Source organism: Mycobacterium sp. 1164985.4, assembly GCF_001668575.1.
Lineage (GTDB): Bacteria > Actinomycetota > Actinomycetes > Mycobacteriales > Mycobacteriaceae > Mycobacterium.
Map to the genome: position 1 here is coordinate 1 of NZ_LZMD01000107.1, position 25,929 is coordinate 25,929.

The 25,929-nt window shown below is 66.6% G+C and carries 23 protein-coding genes; 11 read left to right on the forward strand and 12 right to left on the reverse strand.

The features are described from left to right. Positions 1-119 precede the first annotated feature (119 nt). From nrdE to A5650_RS23535, 4 genes are all read right to left on the reverse strand, one after another. Positions 120-2,237: a class 1b ribonucleoside-diphosphate reductase subunit alpha gene (gene nrdE, locus A5650_RS23520; RefSeq protein WP_197501971.1), complete on the reverse strand. Its 2,118-nt coding sequence runs from the start codon at positions 2,235-2,237 to the stop codon at positions 120-122. A gap of 17 nt (positions 2,238-2,254) precedes the next feature. Further along, complete coding sequence (gene nrdI / locus A5650_RS23525; protein WP_067091554.1) at positions 2,255-2,698, reverse strand: class Ib ribonucleoside-diphosphate reductase assembly flavoprotein NrdI; 444 nt, start codon at positions 2,696-2,698, stop codon at positions 2,255-2,257. 31 nt (positions 2,699-2,729) lie between these two features. After that, complete coding sequence (locus tag A5650_RS23530; protein WP_067297622.1) at positions 2,730-2,978, reverse strand: redoxin NrdH; 249 nt, start codon at positions 2,976-2,978, stop codon at positions 2,730-2,732. 458 nt (positions 2,979-3,436) lie between these two features. Beyond that, on the reverse strand, positions 3,437-4,000 hold the full coding sequence (locus tag A5650_RS23535; RefSeq protein WP_067297635.1) for an NAD(P)H-dependent oxidoreductase: 564 nt from the start codon (positions 3,998-4,000) through the stop codon (positions 3,437-3,439). Positions 4,001-4,092: 92 nt separating this feature from the next. Here A5650_RS23535 and A5650_RS23540 point away from each other — a divergent pair, with 92 nt between their 5' ends. The 3 genes from A5650_RS23540 to A5650_RS23550 are packed head-to-tail and all read left to right on the forward strand — an operon-like array spanning position 4,093 to position 6,977. Next, complete coding sequence (locus A5650_RS23540; protein WP_067297651.1) at positions 4,093-4,701, forward strand: TetR/AcrR family transcriptional regulator; 609 nt, start codon at positions 4,093-4,095, stop codon at positions 4,699-4,701. 19 nt (positions 4,702-4,720) lie between these two features. Beyond that, complete coding sequence (locus tag A5650_RS23545; protein WP_067297654.1) at positions 4,721-5,785, forward strand: DNA polymerase IV; 1,065 nt, start codon at positions 4,721-4,723, stop codon at positions 5,783-5,785. 1 nt (position 5,786) lies between these two features. Then, positions 5,787-6,977, forward strand: coding sequence for an AAA family ATPase (locus tag A5650_RS23550; protein ID WP_067297657.1), 1,191 nt, complete (start codon positions 5,787-5,789; stop codon positions 6,975-6,977). Here A5650_RS23550 and A5650_RS23555 read toward each other — a convergent pair. Together A5650_RS23555 and A5650_RS23560 are read right to left on the reverse strand one after the other, a co-directional pair. After that, entirely contained in the window at positions 6,974-7,834 is an 861-nt protein-coding gene (locus A5650_RS23555; protein ID WP_067297661.1) for an SDR family oxidoreductase, read from the reverse strand. The two genes, A5650_RS23550 and A5650_RS23555, sit on opposite strands and share 4 nt — an antisense overlap. A 19-nt stretch (positions 7,835-7,853) precedes the next feature. After that, positions 7,854-8,495 (reverse strand): TetR/AcrR family transcriptional regulator, encoded by a 642-nt coding sequence (locus tag A5650_RS23560; RefSeq protein WP_067297664.1) that lies wholly within the window; start codon positions 8,493-8,495, stop codon positions 7,854-7,856. A gap of 118 nt (positions 8,496-8,613) precedes the next feature. On the opposite strand from A5650_RS23560, the gene A5650_RS23565 reads away from it, so the two are divergent. Beyond that, positions 8,614-10,098, forward strand: a complete 1,485-nt coding sequence (locus tag A5650_RS23565) for a cytochrome P450 (RefSeq protein WP_064415361.1) — start codon at positions 8,614-8,616, stop codon at positions 10,096-10,098. 10 nt (positions 10,099-10,108) lie between these two features. Here the strand turns inward: A5650_RS23565 and A5650_RS23570 are convergent, their stop codons facing one another. After that, the gene (locus A5650_RS23570) at positions 10,109-10,612 is read right to left on the reverse strand and encodes a 2-isopropylmalate synthase (protein WP_197501970.1); all 504 of its coding nucleotides are present in this window, start codon (positions 10,610-10,612) and stop codon (positions 10,109-10,111) included. A 293-nt stretch (positions 10,613-10,905) separates the two neighbouring features. Between A5650_RS23570 and A5650_RS23575 the strand changes: the two genes are divergently transcribed. Both A5650_RS23575 and A5650_RS23580 read left to right on the forward strand, forming a co-directional pair. Then, positions 10,906-11,571, forward strand: coding sequence for a PAS and ANTAR domain-containing protein (locus tag A5650_RS23575; RefSeq protein WP_067297694.1), 666 nt, complete (start codon positions 10,906-10,908; stop codon positions 11,569-11,571). A 63-nt stretch (positions 11,572-11,634) separates the two neighbouring features. Then, positions 11,635-12,384, forward strand: coding sequence for a sulfite exporter TauE/SafE family protein (locus tag A5650_RS23580; protein ID WP_067297668.1), 750 nt, complete (start codon positions 11,635-11,637; stop codon positions 12,382-12,384). On the opposite strand, the gene A5650_RS23585 is transcribed toward A5650_RS23580, so the two are convergent. The 3 genes from A5650_RS23585 to A5650_RS23595 all read right to left on the reverse strand — a co-directional run bounded on the left by A5650_RS23585 (position 12,381) and on the right by A5650_RS23595 (position 16,091). Then, positions 12,381-13,445, reverse strand: coding sequence for a phosphotransferase family protein (locus A5650_RS23585; RefSeq protein ID WP_067297671.1), 1,065 nt, complete (start codon positions 13,443-13,445; stop codon positions 12,381-12,383). The two genes, A5650_RS23580 and A5650_RS23585, sit on opposite strands and share 4 nt — an antisense overlap. 68 nt (positions 13,446-13,513) lie before the next feature. Next, positions 13,514-15,250: a ubiquinone-dependent pyruvate dehydrogenase gene (gene poxB / locus A5650_RS23590; RefSeq protein ID WP_067297675.1), complete on the reverse strand. Its 1,737-nt coding sequence runs from the start codon at positions 15,248-15,250 to the stop codon at positions 13,514-13,516. A 73-nt stretch (positions 15,251-15,323) separates the two neighbouring features. After that, positions 15,324-16,091 carry an SDR family NAD(P)-dependent oxidoreductase gene (locus A5650_RS23595; protein WP_067297678.1) on the reverse strand — a complete coding sequence of 256 codons (768 nt, stop codon included), beginning with the start codon at positions 16,089-16,091 and terminating at the stop codon, positions 15,324-15,326. A gap of 103 nt (positions 16,092-16,194) precedes the next feature. Between A5650_RS23595 and A5650_RS23600 the strand changes: the two genes are divergently transcribed. The 4 genes from A5650_RS23600 to A5650_RS26585 all read left to right on the forward strand — a co-directional run bounded on the left by A5650_RS23600 (position 16,195) and on the right by A5650_RS26585 (position 22,019). After that, positions 16,195-17,745, forward strand: coding sequence for a molybdopterin-dependent oxidoreductase (locus A5650_RS23600; protein ID WP_067297680.1), 1,551 nt, complete (start codon positions 16,195-16,197; stop codon positions 17,743-17,745). A gap of 235 nt (positions 17,746-17,980) precedes the next feature. Continuing rightward, positions 17,981-19,528 carry an ATP-dependent DNA ligase gene (locus tag A5650_RS23605; protein WP_067297682.1) on the forward strand — a complete coding sequence of 516 codons (1,548 nt, stop codon included), beginning with the start codon at positions 17,981-17,983 and terminating at the stop codon, positions 19,526-19,528. Between the two features lie 50 nt (positions 19,529-19,578). After that, the gene (locus A5650_RS23610; protein WP_067297685.1) at positions 19,579-21,882 is read left to right on the forward strand and encodes a carbon starvation CstA family protein; all 2,304 of its coding nucleotides are present in this window, start codon (positions 19,579-19,581) and stop codon (positions 21,880-21,882) included. Further along, positions 21,816-22,019, forward strand: coding sequence for a YbdD/YjiX family protein (locus A5650_RS26585; RefSeq protein ID WP_082950913.1), 204 nt, complete (start codon positions 21,816-21,818; stop codon positions 22,017-22,019). Before A5650_RS23610 ends, A5650_RS26585 begins: the two co-directional genes overlap by 67 nt. A 16-nt stretch (positions 22,020-22,035) precedes the next feature. On the opposite strand, the gene A5650_RS23615 is transcribed toward A5650_RS26585, so the two are convergent. Then, positions 22,036-23,259, reverse strand: coding sequence for a cytochrome P450 (locus A5650_RS23615; protein ID WP_197501972.1), 1,224 nt, complete (start codon positions 23,257-23,259; stop codon positions 22,036-22,038). A gap of 26 nt (positions 23,260-23,285) precedes the next feature. Further along, entirely contained in the window at positions 23,286-24,323 is a 1,038-nt protein-coding gene (locus A5650_RS23620; protein ID WP_067297687.1) for an LLM class F420-dependent oxidoreductase, read from the reverse strand. Between the two features lie 86 nt (positions 24,324-24,409). On the opposite strand from A5650_RS23620, the gene A5650_RS23625 reads away from it, so the two are divergent. Beyond that, the gene (locus A5650_RS23625; protein WP_067297689.1) at positions 24,410-25,906 is read left to right on the forward strand and encodes an acyl-CoA carboxylase subunit beta; all 1,497 of its coding nucleotides are present in this window, start codon (positions 24,410-24,412) and stop codon (positions 25,904-25,906) included. The last annotated feature ends 23 nt before the right edge of the window (positions 25,907-25,929 follow it).

The window sequence follows — 25,929 nt, forward strand, 5'->3', positions numbered from 1 at the left end:
AAAGGAATCAGTTACAGATCCCTTCCTGACACCTCCGGAGGCATTTGAGAAGGACTAACTCGAGCTATATCAGCGGTGCCCGCCGAGTGTCGGATCAGCCGACACTCGGCGTGGCGGTCCTACAGCATGCAGGACACGCAGCCCTCGACTTCGGTTCCCTCCAAAGCCATTTGGCGCAACCGGATGTAGTACAGCGTCTTGATGCCCTTGCGCCAGGCGTAGATCTGCGCCTTGTTCACATCGCGCGTGGTGGCCGTGTCCTTGAAGAACAAGGTCAGGCTCAAGCCCTGGTCCACGTGCTGGGTGGCCGCGGCGTAGGTGTCGATGACCTTCTCGTAGCCGATCTCGTAGGCATCCTGGAAGTACTCCAGGTTGTCGTTGGTCATATAGGGCGCCGGGTAGTAGACGCGACCGATCTTGCCTTCCTTGCGGATCTCGACCTTGCTGGCAATCGGGTGGATCGAGCTGGTCGAGTGGTTGATGTAGCTGATCGAGCCCGTCGGCGGCACCGCCTGCAGATTCTGGTTGTAGATGCCGTGCTGCTGCACCGACTCCTTCAGCCGCTTCCAGTCCTCCTGATCGGGAATCCGGATGTCGGCATCGGCGAAGAGCGCACGGACCTTGTCGGTCTTGGGCTCCCACACCTGCTCGGTGTACTTGTCGAAGAACTCGCCGGTGGCGTACTTGGACTTCTCAAAACCCTTGAACGCCGTACCCCGCTCGATCGCAATGCGATTCGACGCCCGCAGCGCGTGATAGAGCACCGTGTAGAAGTAGATGTTGGTGAAATCGATGCCCTCTTCGGACCCGTAGAAGATCCGCTCACGCGCCAGATACCCGTGCAGGTTCATCTGCCCGAGGCCGATCGCGTGAGAGTCGTTGTTACCCTGCTCGATCGACGGCACCGAGGTGATGCTCGTCTGATCGCTCACCGCGGTCAGCGCCCGGATGGCCACCTCGACGGTCTGGGCGAAGTCCGGTGAGTCCATCGCCTTGGCGATGTTCAGCGAACCCAGGTTGCAGGAGATGTCCTTGCCGATCTTCTTGTAGGACAGGTCGTCGTTGAACTCCGACGGCGTGGAGACCTGAAGGATCTCCGAGCACAGGTTGGAGTGGGTGATCTTGCCGTCGATCGGGTTGGCCCGGTTCACCGTGTCCTCGAACATGATGTACGGGTAGCCCGACTCGAACTGCAACTCGGCCAGCGTCTGGAAGAACTCGCGGGCCTTGATCTTCGTCTTGCGGATCCGGCTGTCGTCGACCATCTCGTAGTACTTCTCGGTCACCGAGATGTCGGCGAAAGGCAGGCCGTAGACGCGCTCGACGTCGTACGGCGAGAACAGGTACATGTCCTCGTTCTTCTTGGCCAGCTCGAACGTGATGTCCGGGATCACAACGCCCAAGCTCAGCGTCTTGATCCGGATCTTCTCGTCGGCGTTCTCGCGCTTGGTGTCGAGGAACCGGTAGATGTCGGGATGGTGCGCGTGCAGGTACACCGCACCGGCACCCTGACGAGCACCGAGCTGGTTGGCGTACGAGAACGAGTCCTCGAGCAGCTTCATGATGGGAATGACGCCCGAGCTCTGGTTCTCGATGTTCTTGATCGGGGCGCCGTGCTCACGAATGTTGCTCAGCAGCAACGCGACTCCGCCGCCGCGCTTGGACAGCTGCAGTGCGGAGTTGATGGAGCGGCCGATCGACTCCATGTTGTCCTCGATGCGCAGCAGGAAGCAGGACACCGGCTCGCCGCGTTGCTTCTTGCCCGAGTTGAGGAAGGTAGGGGTGGCCGGCTGGAACCGGCCGTCGATGATCTCGTCGACCAGCTTCTCGGCCAGCGTGGTGTCACCGGCGGCGAGCGTGAGTGCCACCATCACCACGCGGTCCTCGAAGCGCTCCAGGTACCGCTTCCCGTCGAAGGTTTTCAGCGTGTAGGAGGTGTAGTACTTGAACGCGCCGAGGAACGTCGGGAACCGGAACTTCTTGGCGTACGCGCGGTCCAGCAGCGTCTTGACGAAGTTGCGCGAGTACTGGTCGAGCACCTCGCGCTCGTAGTACTCCTTCTGGATCAGGTAGTCGAGCTTCTCGTCCTGATTGTGGAAGAAGACCGTGTTCTGGTTGACGTGCTGCAGGAAGTACTCGCGCGCGGCCAACACATCCTTATCGAACTGAATCTTGCCGTCGGCGTCGTAGAGATTCAGCATCGCGTTGAGCGCGTGGTAATCCGTCTCGCCGGGCAGCGTGGCTGGCGCGGACGTTACAGGCTCTGCAGCTGTGACGGTTGGTGACACGTCTGGTCCTTCCAAAACTCTTCCAGACCCGATCGGACGGCATCGACGTCGTCCGGGGTTCCCATCAGTTCGAAGCGATACAGGTACGGAACGCCGCACTTGCGGGACACGACATTGCCCGCGTAGGCGAACTCGGCGCCGAAGTTGTTGTTGCCCGCGGCGATGACGCCGCGGATCAACGACCGGTTGTGTTCATTGTTGAGAAACGCGATGACCTGTTTGGGCACATAGCCACCGTCGTTGATGTCCGGTGTTGCCCGCCCACCGCCGTAGGTGGGCAGCACCAACACGTAGGGCTCGTCGACCTCGATTCGCCCGTGCAGCGGAATCCGGATCGCGGGCAGTCCCAGCTTCTGGACGAAACGATGGGTGTTCTCCGAGACGCTGGAGAAGTAGACGAGGTTGCTCACGACTACCTCCTTTCTGCCCGTCCGAGTACCCCTAAGCCGTCGCCGCGACCGCTCCGAGCGCCTTGATGCGGTCAGGCCGGAAGCCCGACCAGTGCTCGTTGCCGACCACGACGACCGGGGCCTGCAGGTAACCGAGTGCCATCACGTAATCGCGAGCTTCGCTGTCGAGGCTGATGTCGACGGTCTCGTAGGCGAGGCCCTGCTTGTCCAACGCCTTGTAGGTGGCGTTGCACTGGACGCAAGCGGGCTTGGTGTACACGGTGATCGAGTGCTGAGTCATCGGGGTACGGCTCCTATGCGAACGAGGGGACTGGCAACTGGTCGGACACTTCATCTCGCCGAGATTCATCGAATTTCAGCAGCCCGGAGACCCTGGAAATTCCTGCCGTCCGGGGCCACCGGCGGTGTGTCTGTGACGCCCAGACAACCAGGATCGGGGGCTCCGGCCGACCCTCGGAAGGCGGGGGAACCGTGGGGCCTGTCGGTGTTCGAAACACTACACCTAGTGTCTGACATTGCGAAGGAATACCAGATGTTCTGAATAACAATTTTGGAATTCCCAGGTCGTAAGCTTTTCACCGCGACGCCCGTCGGCGTGTCGCACGTCACACTCGCGGCGTGTCGCGCGAGGGGCACCAGATTTCGCAGACCACACCGACGACAGCGCCGAGCGCCCAAAGCGCACAGCAAAGCCGTCGGCCAGAGATCCGACCGCACATCAGCCCGCTGCGCTGGTATTCAGCCGACCTCGGCCGCCAGCTTTCCGATGACGTCGCGCAGGCTCGCGGCGACCTCGGCGTTCTCTCGCGGGTGCTTGCCGTCGAACGTCTTGCTCGGCACCGACAACGCGAGGTCCTCGATGACCCGCGGTCCCGCGATACCGAGGCTTTTGCGCGTGTCGTCATGCGCCCACTGGCCGCCGTACCGCCCGAGCGCCGCGCCGACAACGGCAAACGGCTTGTCCTTGAGTGCGCTGTTGCCGTAGGGCCGCGACAGCCAATCGATCGCATTCTTGAGCACGCCCGGGATGCTGCCGTTGTACTCGGGGGTGACGATCAGCGCGGCATCCGCATCGGCCGCGGACCGGCGCAACGCCACCACCGGTTCGGCAACGTCCTCGTTGTCGATGTCCTCGTTGTAGAACGGCAGCTCGCCCAGCCGGTCGAAAAACTCCAGATGCACGCCATCCGGTGCGGTTTCGAGCGCAAGCTCGACCAGTTGCCGGTTGATCGACGCTGCCCGGAGGCTGCCCAGCAGCACCAGAACATTGACGTTCGAGGTGACGCTCGAGGTGTCCGACATCGTTGTTCTCATCCCTTCGTCATCGGTGAAGATCCTCGCACGACAGAACCGGACCACAGTCCGAATAATTCCGTCTGAACTAAACTGCTGACATGGCCGCACCTCGTCCCATCAACGAGTTGTCGGTCACCGACGAAACTCCCCACGAGCGCGGCGACGCCGCCCGCAACCGGACCCTACTTCTCGACGCGGCGCGCCGCCTGATCGCCGAACGCGGCGCCGACTCGGTCACCACCGACGACATCGCCACGGCGGCCGGCGTCGGCAAGGGCACGCTGTTCCGCCGCTTCGGCAGTCGCGCGGGACTGATGATCGTGCTCCTCGACGAGGACGAGAAAGCGCATCAGGAAGCGATCCTGTTCGGTCCCCCGCCCCTCGGCCCCGGCGCTCCCCCGCTCGACCGTCTGCTGGCCTACGGGCGGGACCGATTGGCATTCGTCCACAAACATCACGCGCTGCTGTCGGATGCCAACAGGGACCCGCAGACACGGTTCAACGCGCCGGCGCGTCTGCACCATCGCCACGTGTGGGTGCTGTTGGAGGCCGCGGGTACGACGGGTGACCTCGACGCGCAGGCCGCCGCGCTGCTGGCGCTGCTCGACGCGGACTATGTGCAGCACCAACTCACCGAGCGTGGGGCGACGCTGGAGTCGCTCGGCGATGCATGGGACGCGGTGGCGCGCAAGCTGTGTGGGCATTAGCGAAGAGCAGACGGACCCGATGAAACGCTGGATCCTGCACGTGGATCTCGACCAGTTCCAGGCCGCCGTCGAAATCCGTCGCAACCCGGAACTGGCCGGCCTGCCGATCATCGTCGGCGGCAACGGTGACCCGAACGAACCCCGCAAGGTCGTCACGTGTGCGTCGTATCGGGCCCGCGCCCACGGCGTGCGAGCCGGCATGCCGTTGCGCACCGCAGTGCGCAAGTGTCCGGATGCCATGTTCCTGCCGCTGGACACCGACGCCTACGACGAGGCCTCCGCGGAGGTCATGGGCCTGCTGCGGGACTTCGGACATCCCGTGGAAGTGTGGGGCTGGGACGAGGCCTACGTCGGGGCCGAGCTCGACGACTCGCAGAGCCCGTTCGAGTTCGCCCAGCGAATCCGCGAGGTGATCGCCGCCGAGACGAGCTTGTCGTGTTCGGTCGGCATCAGCGACAACAAGCAGCGAGCCAAGGTCGCGACCGGCTTCGGCAAGCCGAGCCGCGAATCCGGCTCGGGCGTCTACCAACTCACCGACGAGAACTGGATGGCGGTGATGGGCGACCGCGGCGTCGACGCCCTGTGGGGAATCGGCCCGAAGACGACGAAAAAGCTTCAGACCATGGGCATCGACACCGTCGCCGATCTCGCTCGCACCGACGCGACCACGCTCACCGAGGCCTTCGGCCCGACGACGGGACTGTGGATCCTGCTACTCGCCAAGGGCGGCGGTGACACGACCGTCAGCGCCGAACCCTGGGTGCCGCGGTCACGCAGTCACGTCACCACCTTTCCGCGCGACCTCACCGAACGCGACGAGATGAACTCCGCCATCATCGATCTGGCGCACCAGACCCTCGCCGACGTCGTCGCGCAGAACCGCGTCGCGATTCGCGTCGCGGTGACGGTCCGCACGAAGACCTTCTACACCAGAACCAAGATCCGCAAGCTGCCCGAACCGACCATGGACGCCGGTCTCATCACCCGGACGGCCCTCGAGATACTCGGCCAGTTCGAACTCGACCGCCCGGTCCGGCTGCTGGGCGTGCGGCTCGAACTCGCCCCGCCGGAAGGCGGTTACTGAGGTGTTGCACACCGTCGCTATCCGCGGATACCGCTCGCTGCGCGAAATCGTGCTGCCACTGGCCCAACTCACCGTCGTGACCGGTGCCAACGGGACGGGTAAGTCGTCGCTGTACCGGGCACTGCGGCTGCTGGCCGATTGCGGGCGCGGCGAGGTGATCGGGTCGCTGGCCCGCGAGGGCGGACTCGAGTCGGTGCTGTGGGCGGGTCCCGAGCAGCTCGCCGGGGCCCGTCGCACCGGGCGCGTCGAGGGCACGGCGCGCACCGGGCCGGTATCCCTCGAAATGGGTTTCGCAGCCGATGATTTCGGCTATCTCGTCGACCTCGGCCTACCCCAGATGGCGGGCCACGGTTCGCTGTTCGCCCTCGATCCGGAGATCAAACGCGAAGCCGTGTTCGTCGGCCCCGTCATGCGCAACAGCTCGACCCTGGTGCGCCGGACCCGCGACTACGTCGAAGCCAGCGCCGAGTCCGGGCGGGGATTCGACAAGGTGACACAGGCGCTTCCGGCCTACCGTAGCGTGCTCGCCGAATACGCCCATCCCGGTGCGCATCCGGAGCTTGCGGCGGTCCGAGACCGGTTGCGCAATTGGCGGTTCTACGACGGCTTTCGCGTCGACGCGGCCGCACCTTCGCGGCAGCGCACGGTCGGCACCCGCACGCCCGTGCTCTCCGACGACGGCAGCGACCTGGCCGCCGCTATCCAGACCATCATCGAGGCCGGTCACGACGACCTCCAGCGGGCCATCGCCGACGCCTTCGACGGTGCGACGGTCTCGGTCACGGTGCACGACGGCCTGTTCGATCTCCAACTGCATCAGCCCGGCATGCTGCGCCCGTTGCGGGCCGCCGAATTATCGGACGGCACACTGCGATTCTTGTTGTGGGCGGCCGCGCTGCTCAGCCCGCGACCGCCATCGCTGATGGTACTCAACGAACCGGAGACGTCCCTGCACCCGGATTTGGTGGGCCCGCTGGCGTCGTTGATTCGCGCGGCGGCAGACACCACTCAGCTCGTCGTCGTCACCCACTCCAAGGCGCTGCTCGAGCATCTCGACACCGCCACCATCGAAGATGCAGCCGAGGCCGGAGCCTCCGCGGTGGAGATCCCGCTGTACAAGGACCTCGGCGAGACGCGGGTCGAGGGCATTGGCATGCTCACCGCGCCGCCGTGGGACTGGGGTAAGCGCTAACCTCGTTGCGCCGCCGGCCGCAGCGCCTTGGTGAACAACACGTTCGCCTGGCGCATCGCGACGCTGTAGGGCCACCACAAGGTGCGCTTGAACAGGTACAGCGCCCGAATGTCGGGCGAGGTGTAGATGAGGAAGCGGTTGCGCCGCACGCCTTTGAGGATGCATTCGGCGACATGTTCGGGCGCGACCGCGTGACCGCTGAAACGGTCGGTCCACTTCTTCACCCGCGGGTCTTCGCGGTCGACTCCGGCGATCTGAACCGTCTGCACCAGAGGCGTTTTCACTGCACCCGGAACCACCACGGACACACCGATCCGGTGGCGAGCCAGATCGAAGCGCAACACCTCCGACATGCCGCGCAGCCCGAACTTGCTTGCGCTGTACGCCGCATGCCAGGGCAATGCGACGAGCCCGGCGGCCGACGACACGTTGACGATGTGCCCGCCTGTGCCGGCCGCGACCATTCGGGGCACGAACGCCTCGATGACGTGGATCGGTCCCATCAGGTTGATGTCGACCATCGACTTCCAGTGCTGGTGCGTCAGCGTGGAGACGGTGCCCCACGCCGACACCCCCGCGATGTTCATCACGATGTCCATCGCCGGGTGGCGGGAGTGGATGTCGTCGGCAAACGCGACCACCGCGTCGTAGTCGGAGACGTCGAGCGCTCGGTACTCGGCGACTTCGGCGCCCAGTGAGCGCGCGTCGGCGACCGTTTTCTCCAGCCCCTCGGCGTCGCGGTCGGTCAGATAGAGTTCGGCGCCCTCGGCCGCCAGTTTCAGCGCGGTCGCGCGGCCGATGCCGCTGGCGGCCCCGGTCAGGAAGCAACGCTTGTTCGCGAACCCGGTGTGCGCCATGGCGGTGAGGATACTGACCCTAGGCGTCGTGCTGGTCGGACGGCTTCATGTGGCCCCAGAACGCCGCCACCCACAGCCGCTCGAGGGTGTCGACGGCACGGCCGGGGTCGATGCCGCGGCCGACGAAGGTGCTGTCGTGCGTCAGCGTCATCGTTGTCGTCGCTGCCAGCGTGCGTACCAGCGCGGGAAGATCGTCGGAGATCGGGCGCGCGTCGGCGTCGCTCTCGAGCAGCGCAATCAGCTTGTCGATGATGCCGTCGTAGAAGTCGTCCATCATCTCGCGGATCTTCGCGTCGGTGTTGCGCGCCACCGCGCAGGCCGTGAGCACTGGGTCGTCGTTGGCGTACACCGCAACCGCACTGCCCACCATTCGTTTGGCGAACGCCTCCGGCGTCTCCCCCGGCTCGCGGGGGGCGAAGTGGTGGGTAAGGCTGTCGAGCATCTCGCCGGCGCCGGCGAGGATCTCCGCGAGGACGGCGTATTTGGAGTCGAAGTAGAAGTAGAAGCCCGACCGTGCGACGCCGGCGCGTTCGCTGATGGCACTGACGGACAGATCGGCGAACGGCTGTTCCTGCACCAGGTCGCGCACGGCGTTGATGATCGCGTCGCGCTGCCGGTCACCACGGCTGCGACGCGTTTGCGATGCTGGTTGGGCGCTCATCGCCCTAGACCTTCGCACCGCGACGCGCCAGAACAAAACTTGACATGCGTCAAGTCTGCCATCCAGGATGGTGATGAGAGTGACAACGGCCACATTCATTTTCATCAGGAGCTTGTGAATGACCGCGACGATCAGCACGACGGACTATCTGCTCGACCAGGCCAAGCGCCGGCTCACCCCGTCGTTCAACAACTTCCCCGGCATGGGACTCGTGGAGCGCAAGCTGCTCAACACGGATTTCCCGCAGAAACCGATGGCCATCCCGCCCGCCGGCAGCGATCTCAAGCCGGTGATCGGCGACGCCGGCCTGCCGATCATCGGACACATGATCGAGATGTTCCGCGGCGGACCCGACTATCTGCTGCACGTCTACCGCAAGTACGGCCCCCTGTACTACGCCGACTCGCCCGCGCTGCCCGCCGTCGCGGCCCTCGGGCCCGACGCGGCGCAGGCCGTCTACTCCAACCGCAACAAGGACTTCTCCCAGCAGGGCTGGGTTCCGGTGATCGGGCCGTTCTTCCATCGCGGATTGATGCTGCTCGACTTCGAAGAGCACATGTTCCACCGGCGCATCATGCAGGAGGCGTTCGTGCGCACGCGCCTGGTCGGTTACCAGGAGCAGGTGGACAAAGTGGTCTCCCAGGTAATCGCCAACGACTGGGTCGTCAACGACGGGCGTTTCCTGATGTACCCGGCGATGAAGGAGCTGACCCTCGACATCGCCTCGATGGTGTTCATGGGCCATGAGCCCGGCTCCGACAAGGAACTGGTGACCAAGGTCAATCAGGCGTTTACCACCACGACCCGCGCCGGCAACGCCATCATCCGTAAACCCGTGCGCCCGTTCACCTGGTGGCGCGGCATGCAGGCCCGCAAGCTGCTCGAGGACTACTTCGAGGAGCGGGTCAAGGAACGCCGCGGCAAGGACGGCTCGGATCTGTTGACGGTGCTGTGCCACACCGAGGACGAGGACGGCAACAAGTTCTCCGACGAGGACATCGTCAACCACATGATCTTCCTGATGATGGCCGCGCATGACACCTCGACCTCCACGGCGACGACGATGATCTACCACCTGGCCAAGCACCCCGAGTGGCAGGAACGCTGCCGCGAGGAGTCCGATCGCCTCGGCGACGGGCCGGCCGATATCGAGTCCCTCGAAAAGCTCGAGTCGCTGGATCTGGTGATGAACGAGTCGATCCGTCTGGTCACCCCCGTGCAGTGGGCGATGCGGCAAACCGTGCGCGACACCGAATTGCTCGGCTACTACCTGCCCAAGGGCACCAACGTCATCGCGTACCCGGGGATGAACCACCGTCTCGAGGAGTTCTACCCCGACCCGATGAAGTTCGACCCGTTGCGGTTCACCGAGCCGCGCAACGAGCACAAGCAGCACCGCTACGCGTTCAGCCCCTTCGGCGGCGGTGCGCACAAGTGCATCGGCATGACGTTCGGGCAGCTGGAGGTCAAGACGATCCTGCACCGGCTGCTGCGTAAGTACCGACTCGAACTGCCCCGCCCGGACTACACGACCGAATGGGATTACGGCGGCATGCCGGTGCCCAAGGACGGCATGCACATCGTGCTGCGCCCGCTGCACTGACGGCTGGGTTTCAGGACGCGACCAGTAACCGGTTCGCGCATGCGATGACCGCGCTCAACGCCGACTGCGTTGCGTCCTCGGATAGCCCCATCGCCCACTCCGAGCGCAGACCGTCGGAGCCCTGGATGAAGGTGGCGGTGCGTTGTCCCGCGCGCATCTGGTGAAAGGCGGTCATCTCCAACGAGATTCCGCGGTCGTAGAGCATCGAGGTCAGCGCGGCCACCGGACCCGGCGCCGCGGCCGACGCCGTGCAGATGCGGTCCCCGATGGCGAGCGTCGCCTGATAATTGCGCGCCTGGGGACCCAGCCGGGTCGCCGGCCGGTCGCCGTCCACGCAGCTCCAGTTACCGAGGCGCAAGGGTCCCGAGCTGGGCGCATATTCAGCGAGGAACGTTTCGAAGGACATCGCGTCGGCCTCCTCGCGCAGATCACGGGGCGCCGGGGCGTCGAGATGGGTCGCGAACGCCGGTGGTGCTGCGCTGATAGCGGATTCTGTTGCGAACGAGATGGTCATGTGCCGGTCTTTTCTTCGGAAGAGAAGTGACCGACTACGTAGCGACGACCCACAGCGAGGGGTCGGTCAGGATCAGACCCCGCTGCGGGTTGCTACTACGAGTCGCCTCGGCACGCGTTCGACTGTAGACAACCGCCGACCGGGCTGCAAAGGAAAAACGTTTCGCAAACTGTCCAAGGGTCGTTCGCGTTCCGGCTGTTCGCCGGAGCGACGTTCTGAAAGGGTGTGTTCCTGCTTCTGGTGTCCCGATGACCTGGGGGGATGAGTTGCGAAACGAAGTCGGAGGCAGCCGCATGACGGCGACGTCGGCCGCGGCCTTGTCGTCGGTCGGCGAACGCGTGGGCTCGTTCCGCTATTTCCGCGCGCAGGACCGCTGGGAGTGGTCCGACACGGTCGCTCAGATGCACGGCTACCCGCCAGGGGCGGCTCAGCCCAGCACGTCGCTGGTGATGTCGCACAAGCACCCCGACGACGCGGCCAGCGTCGCATTGCTGATCGAGACGGTGACGGGTCAGGGCCGGCCGTTCAGCAGCCGCCACCGCATCGTCGACACCCACGGCAACGTCCACCCCGTCCTCGTCATCGGGGAACGGATGCGCGACGACGACGGCGAGATCATCGGCACCCAGGGCCTCTACGTGGACCTGAGCGACGTCGACGACAGCGGCACCGTCGACGCCGCCGTCGCCGACTTCACCGAGCACCGCGCGATCATCGAACAGGCCAAGGGCGTGCTGATGATGATCTACGGCATCTCCGCCGACCGGGCCTTCGACATCCTGGTGTGGCGGTCGCAGGAGACCAACACGAAACTGCGCCTGCTGGCAGCGCAGTTCGTCGACGACGCCACCGGCGATGTGAAGGTCCCCGAGGAGGTTCGCCAGCGGGCCGACCACCTGCTGCTCACTGCGCATCGGCGCATCGGGCGCCCGGGCGGCGAGCACAGCAACGCCTGCTGAGCGACGTATCCCACAACGCCTCGAGTCTTCGATCGGCACACGCTGGCCGTAACGTGAGGCCCGATGACGTGGGCCCTGTTGTTCGCCGCCGGCGTTCTCGGCGGGCTCACCGGGAGCATCGCAGGGCTCGCATCGGTGGCCACCTATCCCGCGCTGCTGCTCTTCGGCCTGCCTCCGGTGACGGCCAACGTGACCAACACCGTGGCGCTGGTGTTCAACGGCATCGGATCGGTGCTGGGCTCCCGCCCCGAACTCGCAGGCCAAGGCCGCTGGATCCGCCGCACCGTCCCGGTCGCGGTGCTCGGCGGCGTGGCCGGCGCCGTGCTGCTGCTCACCACGCCCGCCGAGGGTTTCGAAAGGTCGGTGCCGATCCTTCTCGGTGTCGCCTCGGTCGCGATCCTGTTGCCGCGCAAGGCTCCCGACGACGGTCAGAGCCCGGGTCGCCGTCGCGCGGCACTAATCGTCGAGACCGCCGCGGTCCTGCTGATCTGCGTCTACGGCGGCTATTTCGGGGCGGCGGCGGGTGTGCTGCTCCTCGCTCTGCTCCTGCGCACCGGCCATGCCTCGCTCGCCGAAGCCAATGCGGGCAAGAACGTGATCCTGGGCGTGGCGAACCTCGTGGCCGCCACCGTCTTCGCTGTACTGGCGCCCGTGCAGTGGGGAGCGATGCTGGTGCTGGGCGCCGGCTGCCTGATCGGCTCGCGACTGGGCCCCGTCGTCGTGCGGCATGCACCGTCAGGACCGCTGCGCGTGGCGATCGGGGCGGCAGGAGTGGCGCTGGCCGTCAAGCTCGCCGTCGACACCTACGCCTAGAGCTGGAAGGGGCTGTCGCCCCTGCTCACCCGGGTGCCGAGGTCGATGAGGTTCTGAGCGTTGGCGTGCAACCGCTCCCCCGCGTCGCGGCTGGCCTGCCCGATCAGGAAGCGTGACCAGGTGCCCTCGATGACGATGCCGAGCTTGAAGCACGCCATCGCGATATACCAATCGAGGCTTGAGGTTTCGCGACCACCTGCGGCCAGATAGGCGTCGAGTAGCTCGCGGCGGCTGGCGAGCCCGCCGAGCGCAGCGAGCTCGGAACCCGCGGTGATCGTATTGGTCTCCAGCGGCCAGCAGATCAGCATCCAACCCAGGTCGAGCAGCGGGTCGCCGATCGTGCACATCTCCCAGTCGACGAACGCCGCCACCTCGGGTTTGTCGCGGCGCAGCAGCACGTTGCTCAGATGCGGGTCGCCGTGCAGGACACCGGGCTTGCCCTCCTGAGGCAGGTTCGACGCCAACCACTCGGCGAGTTCCGTCACGCCCAGCGATGCGGGGTCGTATCGGTCATGCCGGTAGCTCTCGAGCAGACGGAGAAACTGTGGAACCTGACGCTCCAAAAAGGAGCCGGGACGTTTGAGTTCGGCGAGCGGACTGCCTTCCCACTCGACCTGTCCGAGGTCGGCCAGGCTCGCCGCGTACGACAGCCCGACCTGATGACGCATCGCCGGATCGCGCACGTACGCCTCGGCCATGTCGTCGCCGGGGTTGAACCCGTCGATCTCTTCCATCAGGTAGAAGACCACGCCGAGAACGCTGAGATCCTCGCAGCCGGCGATGAATCCAGGATGCGGAACCGGTGTGCCCGCCAGCGTTCGCAACGCCGCGATCTCGCGCAGCATCGTCTTGTCGCTCGTCGGCCGCGGATGCACGGGCGGTCGACGCAACACCATGGATCGGTCGTCGATCCGCAGGCGCACCACGATGTTCTGCGTCCCGCCGGTCAGCGGTTCGACGTCGCTGACCGTGGTCCCCAGGCCTTGCGCGCGCACCCATTGCTGCAGCGCGGCCTGGTGGTCCTTACTCAGTGTCGGGAGGTGATGCGCGTCGTCGGGCATGGTGTCATCGTGTCAGGTCGAATGCGTGCTGCTGCACCGGAGTCAACCTTCGTCTAGAATCTGCGCGTTCAGTCCAGGATGCGACGGGCGACGTTGGTGGTCACCAGGTCCAGCAACTCGTCTGCCCGGCCCGCGAGGATGGTCCGGATCGCGTACAGCGAGAAACCCTTTGCCTGCTCGGCGGTGATCGTCGGCGGTATCGACAGTTCCTGGCGTGCGGTCACCACATCCACGAGCGCAGGCCCGTCGTGGGCGAGCGCGTCCGTCAGGGCCTTCTCCAGATCCGCCGGCTGCTCCACGCGTCGACCGAAGATGCCCATCGCCGTTGCGACGGCGGCGAAGTCGGGGTTGACCAGATCGGTGCCGAAGTTGACGATCCCGGCCGCCTTCATTTCCAGTTCGACGAAGTTCAGCGACGAGTTGTTGAACACCACCAGCTTGACCGGCAGCCTGTTCTGGATCAACGTGACGAGTTCGCCGAAGAGCATCGTCAGCCCGCCGTCGCCGGCGAGCACGACGATCTGGCGGTCGCGGTTGATGGTCTGCGCGCCGATGGCCAGCGGCAGCGCGCACGCCATCGTGCCGTGGTTGAACGACCCGATGAGCCGGCGGCGGCCGTTCATCGTCAGGTAGCGCGCCGCCCACACCACCGGCGAACCGACGTCGACGGTGAACACCGCATCGTCGGCGGACAGCCGATCGACAAGCCCCGCAACGTATTCCGGGCGGATAGGTGAGCGGTCGCGGTCGTTGACGGCCAGTTCGTCCAAGCGCCGGCGGGTCTTGCGGTAGTGCTTGAGCGACCGGTCGAGGTGGTCGCGGTCGGTTTTGTTGTGCAACAACGGTTGCAGCGCGTCGAGGGTGTCGGCGACGGTGCCGACTAGGCCAAGGTCGATCGGCACGCGGCGGCCGAGGTGGCGGCCGCGGATGTCGACCTGGATGACCTTCGCGTTGTGGGGATAGAACTGCGGGTACGGAAAGTCGGTACCCAGCATCAGCAGAACGTCGGCCTCCTTGATGGCCTTGTAGCCGGACGCGAAACCGAGCAGGCCGGTCATACCGACGTCGAAGGGGTTGTCGTATTCGATGAACTCCTTGCCGCGCAGCGCGTGCACCACCGGTGCGTTGAGCGTGTCCGCGGCCTGGATGAGCGCGTCGTGGGCGCCGGCGACACCCGCCCCGCCGAGGATGGTGACGGCGCGCGCGTCGTTGAGAATCGCCGCCGCCTGGCGCAGCGACTCGTCGTCGGGACGCACGATGGACCGGGCCGGCCGCACGGCACGCGTGTTCCAGCTCGACGCGTCGGCGCGGTGGCCGAAGATCTCGCCGGGGATCACGACCACCGCGACGCCGTTCTCCTCGACCGCGGCGCGCATCGCCATCTCGACGATGCGCGGCGCCATCTCCGGCGTGCTGACGAGCTCGCAGTAGACGCTGCACTCGCGGAACAGGTCTTGCGGGTGCGTCTCCTGGAAGTAGTCCGATCCGATCTCGGTACGCGGGATGTGCGCGGCGATCGCGAGGACAGGCACGCGGCTGCGGTGGGCGTCGAACAGGCCGTTGATCAGGTGCAGGTTGCCCGGCCCGCAGCTACCCGCGCAGACCGAGAGCGTGCCGGTGATCGCCGCGTCGGCGGCCGCGGCGAATGCGGCGGTCTCCTCGTGGCGGACGTGCTCCCAGCTGATCTCACCCGAGCGGCGGATCGCATCGGTGAAACCGTTGAGGCTGTCGCCCGGCAGGCCGTAGACGCGGCGCACACCGCTGAGCCTCAAGGTGTCGATGAGGTGATCGGCGAACGTCGCCACGCGCTCACCCTATCGGCGATTTCGGTGCGCTACCGGTCGCTGAGCGATCAGTAGCGCACCGAAATCACACGATTTACTTGGGGGCGAAGCGCTGGCCGGCGTCCAGGCGCAGGCACTGGCCGTTGAGCATCGGGTTCTCGACGATCGCGGCGACCAGCTTCGCGTACTCCTCGGGCTTGCCGAGCCGCTTGGGGAAAGCCGCGTCCTTGGTCAGCGCCTTGGCGAACTCGTCGGGGATGCCCTCGGTCAGCCCGGTGGCGAACAGGCTCGGCGCGATCGCCAGCGCCCGGATGCCCAGGCTGCCCATGTCGCGGGCCATGGTCAGGCACATCCCGGCGATGGCGGCCTTCGACGCGGTGTAGGCGACCTGCCCGATCTGGCCCTCGAACGCGGCGATCGACGCGGTGTTGATGATGACGCCGCGCTCCTCCTGCTCGTCGTCGACAAGGTCCTGCTGGCTCATCTGCCAACCGGCCAACCGGCTGATGTTGAACGTGCCGATCAGGTTGAGGTCGATGCACCTGCGGAACGTGTCGAGGCTGTGCGGGCCGTCCTTCTTGACGGTGCGCTCGGCGGCGCCGCCGCCGGCGGTCGTCACGATGATGTGCAGCGCGCCGAGCTTGTCGATCGCCTGCTGCAGCACCTTCTCCGTGCCCTCGAAGTCGGTGACGTCCACCTCGAAGAAGGAGCCGCCGATCGCGTCGGCAACTTCCTTGCCCTTCGACTGCGGACGGTCCAGAACCGCCACGTCAGCGCCGCGTTGAGCCAGCAACTCGGCCGTCGCCTTGCCGAAGCCGGAGGCTCCGCCGACGATGATGGCCTTCTTGCCAGAAATCTCCACCTGGGTCTCCCCTTTCCAAAAAGAGCTCGATTCGTAAAGCAACCTAGCTGACGTCATCGTTCGGTAAGCCCTTCGGGTCGCCAACGTGAGTACTTTGAGCGGCATGACGTCGCGCAGCACGAAGGCGATGGGCGGAATCGCCGCGGCGGCCGTCGCGCTGGGCGTGACCCAACTCCTCGCGGTTGTGGTCGGACCGCGGGCCGACTCCCGCACCGCGGTGGGATCGGCGGTCATCGACAGGACCCCGGGCCCGGTCAAGGAGTGGGCCATCCAGACGTTCGGCATGGCCGACAAACTCGTGCTGTCGATGCTCGTGCTCGCGGTGATCGCCGTCGTGGCCGCCGCCACCGCAGCGCTGGAGACGCGGCGAGTTCCGATCGGTAGCGCCGCAATTGTCGGGGCCGGTGTCGTGGGCTGCGCGGCGGTCCTCTCCCGCCCGGGGGCGACCTTCGTTGAAATCCTGCCGACGGTGGTGGGCACCGTGTGCGGCGTCACGGTGCTGCGACTGCTGACCTCGGGGCGGTTCACCGACGCTGCGAACGCGGGCGCAGCGCACGTCGACGACGGACCGGACCCCGGCCGACGACTGTCGCTGATCACGCTGGGCTTCCTCGGGGCCGGTGCGCTGGCCGGTGTGGGCGGCGTGGTGCTCTCGCGCCTGACCACCTCGGTGTCGGGCGACCGCGACGCCTTCGCGCTGCCGCCGATCGACGTCGCCGCTCCCCCGGTACCGTCGGCGGTGCAGCCGAAAGGCGTTGCGCTGCCGTCGTTCGTCACCAGCAACGCCGACTTCTACCGGATCGACACCGCGCTGAGCGTGCCGCAGTTGAGCCGGGAGAACTGGCAGCTACGCATCCACGGCATGGTCGACCGCGAAATCACCTTGCGCTTCGACGATCTCGACCGCTTCGATGTGGTCGAGAAGCTGGTGACGCTCACATGCGTGTCGAACCCGGTCGGCGGCGATCTCATCGGCAACGCCGCGTGGACGGGCTATCGCGTGCGAGATCTGTTGGCAGAAGCCGGGGTTCACCCCGATGCCGACATGGTGCTGTCCATGTCGATCGACGGGTTCACCGCGGGCACTCCCGTCGAAGCGCTCACCGACGGCCGCGGCGCGCTGCTGGCCGTCGGCATGAACGGCGAACCGCTGCCGACCAACCACGGCTATCCCGCCCGCCTTGTCGTGCCGGGGTTGTACGGGTATGTGTCGGCAACGAAATGGGTCGTCGACCTCGAAGTCACGCGCTTCGACCGCGTCGAGGCCTACTGGACGCGGCTGGGGTGGTCCCCGCGCGGCCCGATCAAGACCGAGTCCCGCATCGACGTGCCGCGCAGCGGTCAGGACGTGCCCCGGGGGCCGGTGACGTTCGGCGGCGTCGCGTGGGCACAGATCCGCGGAGTGCGCAACGTCGAGGTGCGCATCGACGGGCCCGACGGGCAGGGCGACTGGCAGCGCGCCGACCTCGGCGCCGCCTACTCCAACGACACCTGGCGACTGTGGAGCTTCCCATGGCAGGCCACCCAGCCGGGACGGCACACCATCACGGTGCGGGCCACCGACAACACCGGCGCGGTGCAGACCGCCGACCTCGCCGACCCCATTCCCGACGGCGCCACCGGCTGGCACAGCGTTGACTTCCAGGTCGCTTAGTTTTCTGCCGCGAGCGTGCGTGTTTGTTCACGACACGCCGCACATTTTCGCCATTTCCCGCACTCTCGCGCCGCCGCGAGCGTGCGCATCGCGCCGAAATCCAGATGCGAGTGTGCTGACGGTTGCGGTGGATCTGGCCGCCGGCCGCCCGGAGCGGCCGACGGTGCTGCGCGCCGAAGCCGACGCGATCACGGCCGTGATGGGACATGTCTGACCGGCGTGCCAGGCTGGACGCGTGCAGTTATCCGACGTCGCCACCGCGTCCACCGAGGTCGGCGCCTCATCGTCGCGGCTGGGGAAGACGGCCCGTATCGCCGAGCTGCTGGCCCGCGCGGGTGAGGAGGGCGACGCCGACCAGGTGGCGGTCGTGGTGTCGTGGCTCTCCGGTGAACTGCCGCAACGGCAGATCGGCGTCGGCTGGGCCGCGCTTCGCTCGCTGCCGCGTCCGGCGCAGTCCGCGTCGCTGACGGTTCCCGACGTCCACGCGCGGTTCACCGAGATCGGGCAGGTCGCGGGCAAGGGCTCGCAGGCTCGGCGCGCCGAACTCCTCGCCGGGCTGTTCGGCGCCGCCACCGCCGAGGAACAGACATTCCTGCGACGGCTGCTCGGCGGGGAACTGCGCCAGGGCGCGCTCGTCGGCGTGATGGCCGACGCGGTGGCCAAGGCCGCGGGCCTGCCGGCCGCCGCAGTCCGCCGCGCCGCGATGCTCGGCGGCGACCTGCCAGCCGTCGCGGCGGCCGCCCTGACCGTCGGGGAGGCCGCGCTCGAGCGGTTCACGTTGACGGTTGGCCGTCCGGTCGGCCCGATGCTGGCGCAGACGGCCGCCGGGGTTGCCGAGGCGCTCGAACGGCTCGGCGGCACAGCCGTTTTCGAGGCCAAGTTGGACGGTGCCCGCGTGCAGGTGCATCGCCGGGGTGACGAGGTGTCCATCTACACCAGAAGCCTCGACGACGTGACCGCCCGCCTGCCGGAGGTCGTCGACGCCGCGTTGGCGCTGCCCGCCACGACGCTGATCGCCGATGCCGAGGCGATCGCCCTGCGCCCCGACGGGCGGCCGCACCGTTTCCAGGTCACGGCGTCGCGCTTCGGCCGCTCCGCCGATATCGCCGCCGCCGCGGCGGCCCAGCCGTTGTCGGTCTTCGTATTCGACGTGCTGCACGTCGACGGCGTCGATCTGCTCGACAAGCCGGCCAATGAACGCATCGAGGTGCTCGACGCGCTCGTCCCGAAGCTGCATCGCGTTGATCGCCTCGTCACCGGCGACGCCGACCAGGCGCGCGAGTTCCTGGAGGTGACGCTGGCCGCGGGCCACGAGGGCGTGATGGCGAAGTCGTTGACCGCGCCGTATGAGGCGGGGCGCCGCGGCGCAGGCTGGCTCAAGGTCAAACCCGTGCACACCCTCGACCTGGTGGTCCTCGCGGTCGAGTGGGGGTCGGGACGGCGCAGCGGCAAGCTGTCGAACATCCACCTCGGCGCCCGCGATCCACAGACGGGCGAATTCGTCATGCTGGGAAAGACTTTCAAGGGGATGACCGACGCGATGCTCGAATGGCAGACTGCGCGCTTCCTCGAGCTGGCCGACGGACCGACCGACCATTACGTCGTGCGGCTACGGCCCGAGCAGGTCGTCGAGATCGCGTTCGACGGTGTGCAGACCTCATCGCGCTACCCCGGCGGCATGGCGCTGCGATTCGCCAGGGTGCTGCGGTACCGCGACGACAAGAGCCCCGCCGAGGCCGACACCATCGACACGGTCCGAGCTTTCTACCAGCGCGGAAGCTAAAGCCCGCGGTTTTGACACGTCGTCGGCGCCGCCGATGAAAAGATCGCCCCATGGCATCTCCCACCGCTCCCGCAGAGCGCACAGAGGAAACCAGAGGCGACGTCACCTACATCCGCACCGTGAAGGATCTACCCCCGGTCGCGATCGTCGACCGTTCGCCGATCACCGTCCGGCACCGGATCGTCTTCGGGATCATCGCCCTCCTCGGCGCGGTCGCTTGGGCGGTGATCGCGTTCTTCCGCGGTGAGACCGTCAACGCCGTGTGGTTCGTCATCGCCGCGATCTGCACGTATGTGATCGGCTTCCGGTTCTACGCGCGGCTCATCGAGATGAAGATCGTGCGGCCGCGCGACGACAACGCCACTCCCGCCGAACTATTCGAGAACGGCACGGACTACATGCCGACCGACCGGCGGGTGTTGTTCGGGCACCATTTCGCCGCGATCGCCGGCGCGGGCCCGCTCGTCGGGCCCGTCCTCGCCATGCAGATGGGGTACCTGCCCGGCACCATCTGGATCATCATCGGCGCGGTCGTCGCGGGCTGTGTTCAGGACTATCTGGTGTTGTCGATCTCGACCAGGCGGCGGGGTCGCTCACTCGGACAGATGGCCCGCGACGAACTGGGGACGATCGGCGGTGTGGCCGCGATCGTCGGCGTGCTCGTCATCATGGTGATCCTGCTCGCCGTGCTGGCGTTGGTGGTCGTCGGCGCCCTGGCCGAAAGCCCGTGGGGAGTCTTCTCGATCGCGATGACGATCCCGATCGCGATCTTCATGGGTCTGTACCTGAGATTCCTGCGGCCCGGCCGGGTTTCGGAGATATCGGTGATCGGCGTCGTCCTGTTGCTGCTCGCGGTCGTCGCCGGCGGCTGGGTCGCCGAAACCTCCTGGGGCGCTGACTGGTTCACGCTGTCGAAGGTGAGCCTGTCATGGGCCATCATCATCTACGGTTTCGCGGCGTCGGTGCTGCCGGTGTGGCTGCTGCTCGCGCCGCGCGACTATCTGTCGACGTTCATGAAGGTCGGCACCATCGCGCTGCTCGCGGTCGGCATCCTGCTCGCCCGCCCGATCATGGAGGCGCCGGCGATCTCGGCGTTCGCGGCCCAGGGCACCGGTCCGGTGTTCGCGGGATCGCTGTTCCCGTTCCTGTTCATCACGATCGCCTGCGGCGCCCTGTCCGGGTTCCACGCGCTGATCTCGTCGGGCACGACGCCCAAACTGCTGGAAAAGGAAGGACAGATGCGGCTGATCGGCTACGGCGGCATGTTGACCGAGTCGTTCGTCGCGATCATGGCGCTCATCACCGCCGCCATCCTCAACCAGCATCTGTACTTCGCGATCAACGCGCCCGCGGCCTCGACCGGCGCTACGGCGGAGACCGCCGCGGCCTACGTCAACAACCTGCCGATCGACAGCCCACCGGTCAGCGCCGAGCAGATCGCGCAGGCCGCCGAAAGCGTTGGCGAGGAATCGATCGTGTCGAGGACCGGCGGTGCTCCCACGCTGGCGTTCGGCATGTCCGAGGTGCTGAGCAAGGTCTTCGGCGGTGACGCGCTCAAGGCGTTCTGGTATCACTTCGCGATCATGTTCGAGGCGCTGTTCATCCTCACCACCGTCGACGCGGGCACCCGGGTCGCGCGGTTCATGCTCTCGGACGGGCTGAGCAACCTCGGCGGCCCGCTGCGCAAGCTGAAGGATCCGAGTTGGCGTGTGGGAGCGTGGATCTGCAGCCTGGCCGTGGTGGCGGCGTGGGGCAGCATCCTGCTGATGGGCGTCACCGATCCGCTCGGCGGCATCAACACGCTGTTTCCGCTGTTCGGCATCGCCAACCAGTTGCTGGCCGCCATCGCCCTGACGGTTGTGACCGTGGTCGTGGTGAAGAAGGGTCTGCTGAAATGGGCGTGGATACCCGCGGTTCCGTTGCTGTGGGATCTGACGGTGACGATGACGGCGTCGTGGCAGAAGATCTTTTCCGGCGATCCGAAGGTCGGCTACTGGACGCAGCACTTCCAGTACCGCAACGCCAAGGACGCGGGCGAGACGACGTTCGGGGCCGCCAAGAATGCCGGTGAACTCGACGCCGTCATCCGCAACACGTTCATTCAGGGCACGCTGTCGATCATCTTCGCGCTGCTGGTGCTGATCGTGTTCGTCGCCGGGGTGATCATGGTGATCCGAACGCTGCGCGGCACCGCCTCCCCGACGACCGAGGATGAACCGGTCCCCTCGCGGATCTTCGGGCCGTCCGGCCTGCTCATGACCAAACCGGAGAAGGAGGTGGCAAAGCAATGGGACGCGTTACCGACAGCGCACGTCAAATTGGTTCGTACTGGCGCACATTCGTCGGTGACCTGATGGGCGACACCCACTACCGGCGCTACGTCGAACACCGGATGCGGACACACCCGGGCGAGCCGATCCTCTCCGAGCGCGACTACTGGCGAATGCGCCACGCCGCAGCCGAAGCGAACCCGGGCGCGCGCTGCTGCTGAGAGCGCGCACCGCCACCTAGCCCGTCAGCGAGTAGCGGATCGGCAGGTGCTTGAGCCCGCCGACGAACGTCGTGGCCACATACTCGGGTCGGCCCGCCAGCTCGACGGCCTTCAGCCGGGGCACCAGTTCGGTGAAGAAGCTGTTGACCTCCATGCGCGCCAACGCCGCTCCCAGGCAGAAGTGCACGCCGTAACCGAAGGCGACGTGCTTGTTCGGGTCGCGGCAGATGTCGAAGCGGAAGGGGTCGTCGAACACGTCCTCGTCGCGGTTGCCCGAAACATAGGACAGCAGAACCGATTCCCCGGCAGCGATCGGCACCCCGCGGACGGTGGTGTCCTCGCTGGCCGTGCGCATGAACGCCTTGACCGGCGTGACCCAGCGGATCATCTCCTCGGTCGCCAGCGGCATCAGCCCGAGATCGGCCGCCAACTTCTCGCGCTGGTCGGGATGTTCGATGAGCGCCAGCATCCCGCCCGAGATGGTCGCGCTCGTGGTGTCGTGGCCCGCCGCCGCAATGATTGCGTAATAGGAGATCGTGTCGATGTCCGACAGCGGTTCGCCGTCGATCGCCGCGTTGGCTATCGCCGATGCCAGGTCATCGGTCGGGTTCTCGCGGCGCGAGGCGGTCAGCGCCGTGAAGTACTCGAACATCTCAAGCAGGGCCGACATCTGGTCGGTCTGGTCGGTGCCGCGCTTGAACTCGTCGTCGTCGCTGCCGAACAGTTCCTGGGTGAGTTTGAGCATGAGCGGGAAGTCCGACTCCGGGATGCCCAGCAACGACATGATGACGTAGAGCGGGAAGTTCACCGCCACTTGCTGGACGAAGTCGCACTCACTGCCGATATCGATCATCTTGTCGACGTAGACCTTCGCGAGTTCATCGACGCGGATCTTCAGGGCGCGCATCGCCTTCGGGCGAAACCAGTCGGCCCCGACCGCCCGGACGACGCGATGTTGCGGATCGTCCATGTGGATCAGGGTGCGCACCCCGATGGCCGCCTGCTGCTCGTCGCCCTCCTTGGTGACCAGTACCGGCCGCGGATGATTGGTGAACAGGTTGTTGGCCCGCTCGATGTCCATGATGTCGGCGTGCTTGGTGATCGCCCAGAACGGGTGGTAGTTCGGCACCTCGACCCACGAGACGGGCGCGTTGGCACGCAGATGCGTCAGCGACGCATGTAGTTTCGCTTCATCGGTGTAGGCCAGCGGGGTGGCGAAGACCTTGGCCGCCTCGTCGATTATCGGTGTGCTCACGATCATCTCCTCTACGAAACATCATGTGCGCGCAATTCCTGCAGCACGGCGACCACCGTCGCTTCGTCGGTCGAGCGCGGAAAGCCGATCATCACCCGGTCGATCACGCCGTCACAGCGGTCGCGGATCTTGGTCGCCAGTTTGTCGATCGGGGCGACGACCGCGAAGGCGTCGAGGATCTCGTCGTCGATCAGCGCGCCCATCGCGTCCCACTCGCCGGCAAGGCTGAGCCGGTGCAACTCGTCGTGGAGGTCACCCCACCCGTGCAGCGCCAGCACTTTGCGGTAGGCCGGTGTCGAACCGTAGAAGGCGATCTGCTTGCGGGTGGCGACGGAGGCATTGACCACCTCCTGCTCGTCTGCCCCGGTCACCACGAAGATCGGGCACGACACCTGAAAATCGCTGCGCTGTCTGCCTGATCGGGCCATGCCGCGTTCGAGCGCCGGGATGGTGATCTCCTGGAAGTAGCGCTTGGTCGTGAAAGCGTGGGCCAGCACACCGTCGGCCACCTCACCGGCCATCTCGGTCATCGCCTCGCCGACCGCGGCGATGAACACCCTGGGAAACCCGTAGTCGTGCGGTTCGGGGGTGAACATCGGCGTCATGAGCTTGTGCGTGTAGAAGTCACCCTCGAACTGCAACCGCGTGCCGTCGCGCCAACACGTCCAGATCTCGCGCATCGCGTGCACGAATTCACCCATGCGGCGTACGGGGTGGCTCCACGGCATGCTGAACCGCTTCTCGATGTGCGGACGGATCTGCGACCCCAGGCCAACGATCAGCCGGCCGCGCGAGTAGTCCTGCAGATCCCAGCCGGTGTTGGCCACGTTCATGGGATTTCGGGCGAACGCCACCGCGATGCTGGTGCCCAGGTCGAGCGTTTCGGTGTGCTCGGCGGCGAGCGTCAGCGGCAGGAACGGGTCGTGGGCCACCTCGGCCGTCCAGCAACCGTCATACCCGCGCCGCTGCAGCGTGGCCGCCGTCTCCACCACGCTGGCGAGCTGGCTCGAAACCGCCCCGTCGACCTTCAGGCCGGCGCCGCTAAGCATGGTCGTAGACGCTACAGTAAGCAATTCAGTATGGTCAACGAGGCCATGCCGGTGCGACGATCGCCTAGCCACGAACAGGAGCTGAGATGACCAAGGCCGACGATTGGCACGCCACGCTCGACGAGCTCTCGCGCCGGCGCCAGACCGCATACGACATGGGCGGCGCCGACCGGCTCGCCAAGCACCGAGGCAAGGGCAAGCTCGACGCCCGCGCGCGCATCGAGTACCTCCTCGACAAGGGCACGTTCCGCGAGTTCGGCACCCTCGTCGGCGGCGACATCGCCGCCGACGGCATCGTCGCCGGCTCCGGGTATCTCGACGGCCGGCCGGTGATGATCGGGGCCGAGGATTTCACGACGCTGGCGGGCAGCATCGGTCCCGGCGGGAACGCCAAGCGGTATCGGTTGGCGGAGTTGGCGTTGCGCGACAAGGTGCCGCTGGTGATGCTGCTCGAGGGTGCGGGCTTCCGGCCCAGCGGCGAGCACTACGGACGCACGCCGACCGATCTGCTCGCCCAGGCACAGTGTTCGGGCAAGGTGCCGATGGTCGCCGGCCTGCTCGGACCGTCCGCCGGACACGGGGCGCTGGTCGCACCGGTCTGCGACTGGACGATCATGAGTCGCCAGGGTGCCATCTTCACCGCCGGGCCGCCGGTGGTGAAAGAGTCGACGGGCGAGGACATTACGAAAGAAGACCTCGGCGGACCGTCCGTCGCGCTGGCCAGCGGCGTCATCCACAACGTCGCCGAGGACGACGAGGCCGTGCTCGACGACATCCGCCGGTACCTGTCGTACTTCCCGTCGAGCGCGTGGTCGTATCCAGAGGCGCTGCCCGCCGACGAGGCGGCCGCGGCGCGGACCACCCCCGAACTGCTCGACGTGGTGCCCCGCGGGAACCGTCGCGTGTACGACATACGGCGCGTGCTCGAGGTCGTCTTCGACCGCCCGGACTGGTTCGAGGTGCAGCCGAAGTTCGGTCCGGCGATCATCTGCGCGCTGGCGCATCTCGGCGGCCACCCGGTCGCGGTGGTGGCCAATCAACCGCAGGTGCTGGCCGGCTCCATCGACTCCGACGCGGCGGACAAGGCGGCGCACTTCATCGCCGTTGCCGACTCGTTCCACCTGCCGATCGTCTTCCTCGCCGACAATCCCGGCATGCTGCCCGGCAGCCGGTCGGAGAAGGCGGGTGTGCTGCGCAGCGGTGCGCGGATGTTCGCCGCCCAGACCGCCGCGACGACGATCAAGCTGCATGTCACGCTGCGCAAGGCGTACGGCTTCGGCTCGATGGTGATGTCGCTGTTGGGGTTTGACAACCAGAGCGCGACGTTCGCCTATCCGGGCGCGACGATGGGCGCGATGAGCGCGGCCGCCCTGAGCAAGGCGTCACACGCCGCGCAGGATGTGGAAGCGCGGCTCCGGCAGATGGAGGTCGAGGCGTCGTTCCAGTCGGCGGGCCACCTCGGTTTCGACGACCTGATACATCCCGAGGAGACCCGCAACGCGCTGCTGTGGGGTCTGCAGCGGGCGGTCTACAGCCGCCAGGCCGCCGCAGAACCGGTCGCCCGCACGACCATCACTCCTTAGCTCACTTCCGCGAGCGTGCGTGT